At 69.4% G+C, this 7,193-nt stretch carries 8 protein-coding genes, 1 pseudogene and 1 riboswitch; of the genes and pseudogenes, 8 read left to right on the top strand and 1 reads right to left on the bottom strand.

Features of this window, described 5'->3' with window-relative positions; translation table 11 throughout:
• Nucleotides 1–123 precede the first annotated feature (123 nt).
• The 8 genes and pseudogenes from CCN39_RS25800 to CCN39_RS25765 all read left to right on the top strand — a co-directional run.
• Complete coding sequence (locus CCN39_RS25800; protein WP_086846147.1) at nt 124–561, top strand: roadblock/LC7 domain-containing protein; 438 nt, start codon at nt 124–126, stop codon at nt 559–561.
• A 23-nt stretch (nt 562–584) separates the two neighbouring features.
• Nucleotides 585–959, top strand: coding sequence for a DUF742 domain-containing protein (locus CCN39_RS25795; RefSeq protein WP_208630373.1), 375 nt, complete (start codon nt 585–587; stop codon nt 957–959).
• Nucleotides 934–1,560, top strand: coding sequence for a GTP-binding protein (locus CCN39_RS25790; RefSeq protein WP_086846144.1), 627 nt, complete (start codon nt 934–936; stop codon nt 1,558–1,560). The genes CCN39_RS25795 and CCN39_RS25790 overlap by 26 nt, the downstream gene beginning before the upstream one ends.
• Before the next feature lie 17 nt (nt 1,561–1,577).
• Nucleotides 1,578–2,804: a styrene monooxygenase/indole monooxygenase family protein gene (locus tag CCN39_RS25785; protein ID WP_086846142.1), complete on the top strand. Its 1,227-nt coding sequence runs from the start codon at nt 1,578–1,580 to the stop codon at nt 2,802–2,804.
• A 74-nt stretch (nt 2,805–2,878) separates the two neighbouring features.
• Entirely contained in the window at nt 2,879–3,754 is an 876-nt protein-coding gene (ku, locus tag CCN39_RS25780; protein WP_086846155.1) for a non-homologous end joining protein Ku, read from the top strand.
• A gap of 102 nt (nt 3,755–3,856) precedes the next feature.
• Nucleotides 3,857–4,066 (top strand): hypothetical protein, encoded by a 210-nt coding sequence (locus CCN39_RS25775; protein WP_086846140.1) that lies wholly within the window; start codon nt 3,857–3,859, stop codon nt 4,064–4,066.
• A gap of 244 nt (nt 4,067–4,310) precedes the next feature.
• Nucleotides 4,311–4,640 carry a Cd(II)/Pb(II)-sensing metalloregulatory transcriptional regulator CmtR gene (cmtR, locus tag CCN39_RS25770; RefSeq protein WP_086846139.1) on the top strand — a complete coding sequence of 110 codons (330 nt, stop codon included), beginning with the start codon at nt 4,311–4,313 and terminating at the stop codon, nt 4,638–4,640.
• Nucleotides 4,637–5,242 (top strand): annotated as a pseudogene (locus CCN39_RS25765) (cation efflux transmembrane domain-containing protein); the annotation flags it as partial. The gene cmtR and the pseudogene CCN39_RS25765, both read left to right, overlap by 4 nt.
• 304 nt (nt 5,243–5,546) lie before the next feature.
• Here CCN39_RS25765 and ahcY read toward each other — a convergent pair.
• The gene (ahcY, locus tag CCN39_RS25755) at nt 5,547–7,007 is read right to left on the bottom strand and encodes an adenosylhomocysteinase (RefSeq protein ID WP_086846137.1); all 1,461 of its coding nucleotides are present in this window, start codon (nt 7,005–7,007) and stop codon (nt 5,547–5,549) included.
• A gap of 83 nt (nt 7,008–7,090) precedes the next feature.
• A riboswitch (S-adenosyl-L-homocysteine riboswitch) is annotated at nt 7,091–7,169 on the bottom strand.
• Nucleotides 7,170–7,193 lie beyond the last annotated feature (24 nt).

Genomic DNA, 7,193 nt, shown 5'->3' with positions numbered 1-7,193 from the left:
GTCCGGGGACACGGCCGGGCACGCGCAGCTGCTCGCCGTCGGCGAACGCGCCGAGGTCGGCGAGCAGGCCGCGCTCGCGGAGAACCGCACCCGCCAGGACGAGACGCCCGGAGGAACCGCCCCGTGAGCGCGCCCCACCCGGCCACGGCGAACTTCGCCTGGCTGCTCGACGACTTCGTGCGCAAGGTGCACGGCGTCAGCCACGCACTGATCATGAGCGTGGACGGCTTCCCCCTCACCGCGTCGGACTCGGTCGCCGAAGCCGAAGCCGAACAGCTCGCCGCGATCGCCAGCGGCCTGCTTTCCCTGGCGGGCAACAGCGCGGCGCTGTTCGGGAAGGGCGCCTGCGAGCAGATCATCATCCGGCTCACCCACGGCTACTTCCTGTTCATGGGCATCGGGTCCGGTGCCGGGCTCGCGGTGCTGACCTCGGGCGAGGCGGACATGAAGGTGGTCGCCTACGAGATGACCCAGTTCATCACCAACGCCGGCCACGCGCTCACCCCCGAGGTGCGCGCGGAGCTGCGGCAGGTGCTGACCGCGCGCCGGCCCCGGACGTGACGCAAGTGCCGCACGAGGATGTGATGCCCGTGTCCGAAAAGGACACCACACTGCCCCGCCGGAGTCGCCGGATCCGCGCGTACGCGCTCACGGGCGGGCGCACCGGCACGCGCCACCAGCTGCTGGTGGAAACGCTGATCTCGGTGCCGCAGTACGACCCCGCGCTGAGCGACGCGCTCATGCCCGAGTCGCGCTCGCTCTACGAACGCGCCCGGGTCCGCTGCTCGGTCGCCGAACTGTCGGTCGGGCTGGACCTGCCGCTGGGCGTGGTGCGGGTGCTGCTCGGCGACCTCGCCTCCCAGGGCGCGGTGTTCGTCCACCCGACCGCGCACGCCTACCACCACGACACCAACGTGCTCGAGAGGATCCTTGATGGGCTCAAGCGGCTCCCCGCCTGAGGGCGATCTGCTGACGATCTCCGCGAAGATCGTCGTCGCCGGGGGCTTCGGTGTCGGCAAGACCACCTTCGTCGGTGCGGTGTCGGAAGTGCCGCCGATGAGCAACGAGGCGTGGATGACCGAGGCCGGGGAAGGCGTCGACGACCTGCCGCCGGGCAACAAGTCGACCACCACGGTGGCGATGGACTTCGGGCGCATCACGCTGCGCCCGGACCTGCTGCTGTACCTGTTCGGCACGCCGGGGCAGGCGCGGTTCTGGTTCCTCTGGGACGACCTGAGCCGCGGCGCGCTCGGCGCGGTCGTGCTGGTCGACACCAGCCGGATCGACGAGTCGTTCGCGGCGATCAACTACTTCGAGAACGACTCGGAGCTGCCGTTCGTCGTGGCGGTCAACCAGTTCGAGGGCAAGCCGGTGCACGACCTCGACGAGGTGCGCGACGCCCTCGCCCTCGACCCCGCCGTCCCGCTGGTGACCTGCGACGCCCGCGACCGCGCCTCCACGATCGCCACCCTGACCGAACTGGTCGGCCACACGCTGTCGCTGGCGGTGCTCTCCGGCCCGGCGGGCCGCGAGCTCGCCGGCAGCGCCCCGCACGCCTGAGAAGGAGAACGAGCTCCATGCGCAAGGTCCTGGTCGTGGGCGCCGGGCAGTCCGGCCTGCAGCTGGCTCTCGGGCTGCAGGCGAAGGACTACGACGTCACCGTGATGTCCGCGCGGACGCCGGAGGAGATCCGGTCCGGGCGGGTGATGTCGACGCAGTGCATGTTCCACGACGCGCTGCAGCACGAGCGCGACCTCGGGATCAACCTGTGGGAGGCCGAGACGGTCAACGTCGAAGGCCTCGGCGTCTCGGTGGCCGCGCCGGACGGCGGCCGCGCGCTCGACTGGTTCGCCGAGCTCGATCACCCCGCCCAGTCGGTGGACCAGCGGATCAAGATGGCCGGCTGGCTGGAGCTGTTCGAGGACCGCGGCGGCAAGCTCGTCATCCACGGCGTGATGACGTCCGAACTGGACGCGCTGGCCCGGCTCTACGACCTGGTGATCATCTCGGCCGGCAAGGGCGAGCTGGTCCAGCTGTTCGACCGCGTGCCCGAGCGCTCGCCGTACACCCAGCCGATGCGCGCGCTGTCGCTGGTCTACGCCCACGGGGTGGGCCGCCGGCCGGAGCACCCGGACAAGGTGGGGGTGCGGTTCAACATCGTCCCCGGCGTCGGCGAGCTGTTCATGATCCCGGCGTACACGCTGAGCGGGAACTGCGACATCCTCTTCTTCGAAGGCGTGCCCGGCGGGCCGCTGGACTGCTTCGGCGACCACCCGGGCCCGGACGAGCACTTCCGGCGCGTACTCGACCTGATGCGGCAGTTCGTGCCGTGGGAGTACGACCGCTGCCGCGACGCCGAGCTGACCGACGCCAAGGCGACCCTGGCCGGCGGCTACCCGCCGGTGGTGCGCCACCCGGTCGGCAGCCTGCCGGGCGGGGCGATCGTGCTGGGCATGGCCGACGTCGTGGTGGCGAACGACCCGATCACCGGGCAGGGCTCGAACAACGCGAGCCACTGCGCGGCGACCTACCTGGACGCGATCGTCGAGCACGGCGACCGGCCGTTCGACGCGGCCTGGATGGAAGCGACGTTCGAGCGCTACTGGGAGTACGCCCGGCACGTGACCGAATGGACCAACGCGCTCCTCCTGCCGCCGCCTCCGCACGTGCTCCAGATCCTCGGGGTGGCGGGGGAGAACCCGGCGGTCGCGCGGCGGTTCGCCAACGGATTCACCGACCCGGCCGATTTCCAACACTGGTTCATGGATCCGGCCCTCTGGGAGAAATACCTGGCAGAGGTCTAGATCAGACTGTCGTCGAGGGACGATTCGGGCTACGGTTGTTACGTAGCGTGAAGACGACCTCGGAGGTGCGCGGCATGCGGGCGATGTGGAAGGGCTCGGTGTCCTTCGGGCTGGTCAGCATCCCGATCCAGATGTACGCGGCCACCGAGAACAAGAACGTCTCCCTGCGCCAGGTGCACGAGGCCGACGGCGGCCGCATCCAGTACAAGCGGTTCTGCACGATCGACGGCCAGGAAGTGCCCTACGCCGAGATCGCCAAGGGCTACGAGCTGCCCGACGGCGAGATGGTGGTGATCACCGACGCGGAGATGGCCGAGCTGCCGCTGACCACCCAGCGCACCATCGACGTGCTGGAGTTCGTGCCGCTGGAGTCGATCGACCCGATCCAGTACGACCGGACGTACTACCTGGAGCCGCAGAAGAACGCGGTGAAGCCGTACGTCGTGCTGCGGGACGCGCTGCACAAGTCGAGCCAGGTCGCCATCGCGAAGGTCGCCGTCCGGCAGCGGGAGAGCATGGCGGTGCTGCGCGTGCACGCCGACGTGCTGGTGATGACGACCATGCTGTGGCCGGACGAGGTCCGCGAACCCGACTTCCCGTTCCTGCGCGACGACCCGCCGCAGATCCGGCCGCAGGAGCTCACCATGGCCGGATCGCTGATCGACTCCCTGGCCGAGCCGGTGTTCGAGCCGGAGAAGTACCACGACCACTACCGCGAGGCCCTCGAAGAGATGATCGAGGCCAAGGTCGCCGGCGACGAGACGACCAAGCCGGCCGCCGTCACCGCCAAGGCCGACGTCGTCGACCTGATGGCGGCGCTGCAGGCCAGTGTGGACGCCGCGAAGAAGTCGCGACAGTCCTCTTCGGAGGCCACCGCGGCGTCCGAAGAGGACGCCAAACCGGCGAAGAAGAAGCCGGCAGCCCGGAAGCGGGCGCCGAAGTCCGCCTGAGCCGCTCGGACGGGTGGTTGTGCCGACACGCCGCCCGGCTCCCGCGCCCGCGTGCTTCCCGGTCCTACCTTGGGTGCACGAGCGCGGAAAGGCGGTGCGGACATGGAGTGTGCTTCCTGTGACGCCGGGATCGATCACTGCCACGGCACGCTGGTGGTGCACCCGGAAGGCGGCTTCGCCGAGTGCACCGATCAAGGGTGCGCGGACGGTGACCGCGTGCGCCACGGGCTGATCGTCGACTGCCAAGGCGTCGGCGGCGGGTGCGGCTGTGCCACCGCACCGCGGAAGTCGTTGCTGCGCCGAGCTTCCTGAGCCTCCCGCCAGGACCGTGAAGGCCTTCCCGGCCGGGTTTTCCGCCCGCCGGGGAGGCCTTTGCGGCGTTCGGATGCCGTCAAGGTCCTCACACGATCGTGTATGCAGCTGTGTACAGCGGCTTGGCGATGTGCTAACACTAACGAGGTCCTTCGGCTCTCCCTCCCCCTCGGAGCCGGAGGACCCCTTCATTTTCCGGGGTGTCCGTTGTGGATAGGTCAGCGTTCGCTGTACAGTTCACTCCATGGTGACGTGTGAGACGCGCGAGTCGGCGCTGGCCCGGATCGGGCGCGCCCTGTCCGACCCGACCCGCTGCCGGATCCTGACCGCCCTGCTCGACGGCCCCGCCTATCCGGGACGGCTGGCCGCGGAGCTGGAGCTGAGCCGGTCCAACGTCTCGAACCACCTGTCGTGCCTGCGCGGCTGCGGGCTCGTCGTGGCCAGCTACGAAGGGCGGCAGGTGCGGTACGAGATCGCCGACGATCACCTCGCCCGCGCGCTGCGGGAACTCGTCCAGGTCGTCCTGGCGGTCGAACCGCGGGACGCCTGCGAGGACGAGGTGGTGGCGAAGTGACGTGCGCCGACGGCTGTTGTGCGCCACCGGTGGCCGAGCCGCAGCGCCGGGCGGTGCTGGTGCGCCGGGTCCGCTTCCTGGTGGCCGCGACCATCACCTACAACGTCGTCGAGGCCGCCGTCGCCCTCACGGCCGGCGCCGCGGCGTCGTCGGGGGCCCTGATCGGCTTCGGGCTGGATTCGGTGATCGAGGTCGCTTCGGCGGTCGCGGTCGCGTGGCAGTTCTCCGGCCGTGATCCGGAAGCGCGGGAACGGCGGGCGTTGAAGGCGATCGCGATTTCCTTCTTCGCGCTCGCGATTTACGTTACCGGGGAAGCCATCAGTTCGTTTTTCACCGGCGCGGCGCCGGAAACGTCCCGGACCGGAATCGTGCTCGCCGCCATTTCCCTGGCCGTGATGCCCGCGCTCTCCGCGGCGCAGCGCCGGGCCGGGCGCGAGCTGGGATCCGCCAGCGCGGTCGCGGATTCACGGCAGACGTTGCTCTGCACCTGGCTTTCCGCGGTGCTGCTGGCCGGCTTGCTGCTGAACGCCCTGTTCGGCTGCTGGTGGGCCGACCCGGTGGTCGCGCTGGCGATCGCCGGGGTGGCACTGAACGAAGGCCGTGGCGGGGTCTCGGGATCAGTACCAGTGCGCCCGGCCACCGATCCGGCGGCCAGTGCCGCCCAAGATGGCCAGTGCCACGCCGGCCACCGCGAGAATGATACCGATGGTGTACAGCACCGGGATGCCCACGATGAACCCGATGACGAGCAGAATCACACCGAGAATGATCACTTGACACACTCCTTCGCATGAGACCCGGCCCGGCTCCGTGCCGTCCGGGCGGATGCGCTCTCGACCGGAGGATGGCCAGTTTCCCGATAAACCAAACTACGGCGAATGGAGCAACCTTGGATCAAACCCCGGATCAGTACCGATAGTGATCGAGCTTGTACGGACCTTCGACGTCGACGCCGATGTACTCCGCCTGCTCCTTCGTGAGCTTGGTGAGTTTCACCCCGAGCGCGTCCAGGTGCAGCCGGGCCACCTTCTCGTCGAGGTGCTTCGGCAGCCGGTGGACGTCGGTGGCGTACTCGCCGGGCTTGGCGAACAGCTCGATCTGCGCGATCGCCTGGTTGGTGAACGAGTTCGACATCACGAACGACGGGTGGCCGGTCGCGTTGCCCAGGTTCATCAGGCGGCCCTCGGACAGCACGATCAGCGCGTGGCCGTCCGGGAACGTCCACTCGTGCACCTGCGGCTTGATCTCGGTCTTCACGATGCCCGGCAGCTTCGCCAGCCCGGCCATGTCGATCTCGTTGTCGAAGTGCCCGACGTTGGCGACGATCGCGTTGTGCTTCATCCGGCTCATCTGGTCCGCCGAGATGATGCCGAAGTTGCCGGTGGTGGTGATGAAGATGTCGGCGGTGGCCACCACGTCGTCGAGCTCGACGACGTCCAGGCCGTCCATCGCCGCCTGCAGCGCGCAGATCGGGTCGATCTCGGTGACCGAGACCCGGGCGCCCTGGCCGCGCAGCGCCTCCACCGCGCCCTTGCCGACGTCGCCGTAGCCGCAGACGAGCACGCGCTTGCCGCCGATCATCACGTCGGTGGCCCGGTTCAGACCGTCCACAAGGGAGTGCCGGATGCCGTACTTGTTGTCGAACTTGGACTTCGTCACCGAGTCGTTGACGTTCATCGCGGGGAAGAGCAGCTCGCCGTCCTTGGCGAGCTTGTAGAGCCGCTTGACGCCGTTGGTCGTCTCCTCGGTGACGCCGCGGATCTCCTTGGCCATCCGGGTGAAGCGGTCCCCGTCGGCCGCGAGGCTCGCGCGGAGGTTTTCGAGGACGATCCGGTACTCCTCCGGGTCCTCTTCGGACGGTTGCGGCACCGCGCCCGCCGCTTCGAACTCGACCCCCTTGTGGACGAGCAGGGTGGCGTCGCCGCCGTCGTCGAGGATCATGTTCGGGGCCTGCCCGCCGGGGAAGGCGAAGAGCCGGTCGGTGCACCACCAGTACTCTTCGAGCGTCTCGCCCTTCCACGCGAACACGGACGTGCCGGCCGGGGCGTCCACCGTGCCCTCCGGGCCGACGACGACCGCGGCGGCGGCCTCGTCCTGGGTGGAGAAGATGTTGCAGGACACCCAGCGCACCTGCGCGCCGAGGGCGACGAGGGTCTCGATGAGCACGGCGGTCTGCACGGTCATGTGCAGCGACCCGGCGATGCGGGCGCCCTTCAGCGGCTGGGCGGCGGCGTACTCGCGGCGGATCGCCATCAGGCCGGGCATCTCGTGCTCGGCCAGCCGCAGCTGCGTGCGGCCGGCGTCGGCCAGGGACAGGTCGGCCACGGCGAAGTCGAGGCCGTTTCGGGTCTGCAGTTTGTCACTCATGCTTCGGTGCACTCCGGAGTTCGTCGGGATGCGCTCGGGAGGCAGCACGGAAGTCCTTGCGGACAAAGAAGAAGGCACCTCCCTCGCGGGAGGCGCCCTTGGAGTCGTGGTAGCGGGCCGAGCGTGGCGGAAGTGGCTTCCGTCGCAGCGCCTCTCGGCCCGGAACCAGGATGGCAAAGCGGCCGC

This window comes from Amycolatopsis kentuckyensis, from assembly GCF_002155975.1.
Lineage (GTDB): Bacteria > Actinomycetota > Actinomycetes > Mycobacteriales > Pseudonocardiaceae > Amycolatopsis > Amycolatopsis kentuckyensis.
This window is presented reverse-complemented; position numbering and strand designations above follow the sequence as displayed.

Excerpts from the sequence above, each read along its gene's own strand:
- CCN39_RS25790 (WP_086846144.1), top strand. The coding sequence starts at position 934 with ATGGGCTCAAGCGGCTCCCCGCCTGAGGGCGATCTGCTGACGATCTCC.
- ahcY (WP_086846137.1), bottom strand. The coding sequence starts at position 7,007 with ATGAGTGACAAACTGCAGACCCGAAACGGCCTCGACTTCGCCGTGGCC.
- CCN39_RS25795 (WP_208630373.1), top strand. The coding sequence starts at position 585 with ATGCCCGTGTCCGAAAAGGACACCACACTGCCCCGCCGGAGTCGCCGG.
- ku (WP_086846155.1), top strand. The coding sequence starts at position 2,879 with ATGCGGGCGATGTGGAAGGGCTCGGTGTCCTTCGGGCTGGTCAGCATC.
- CCN39_RS25775 (WP_086846140.1), top strand. The coding sequence starts at position 3,857 with ATGGAGTGTGCTTCCTGTGACGCCGGGATCGATCACTGCCACGGCACG.
- CCN39_RS25785 (WP_086846142.1), top strand. The coding sequence starts at position 1,578 with ATGCGCAAGGTCCTGGTCGTGGGCGCCGGGCAGTCCGGCCTGCAGCTG.
- cmtR (WP_086846139.1), top strand. The coding sequence starts at position 4,311 with ATGGTGACGTGTGAGACGCGCGAGTCGGCGCTGGCCCGGATCGGGCGC.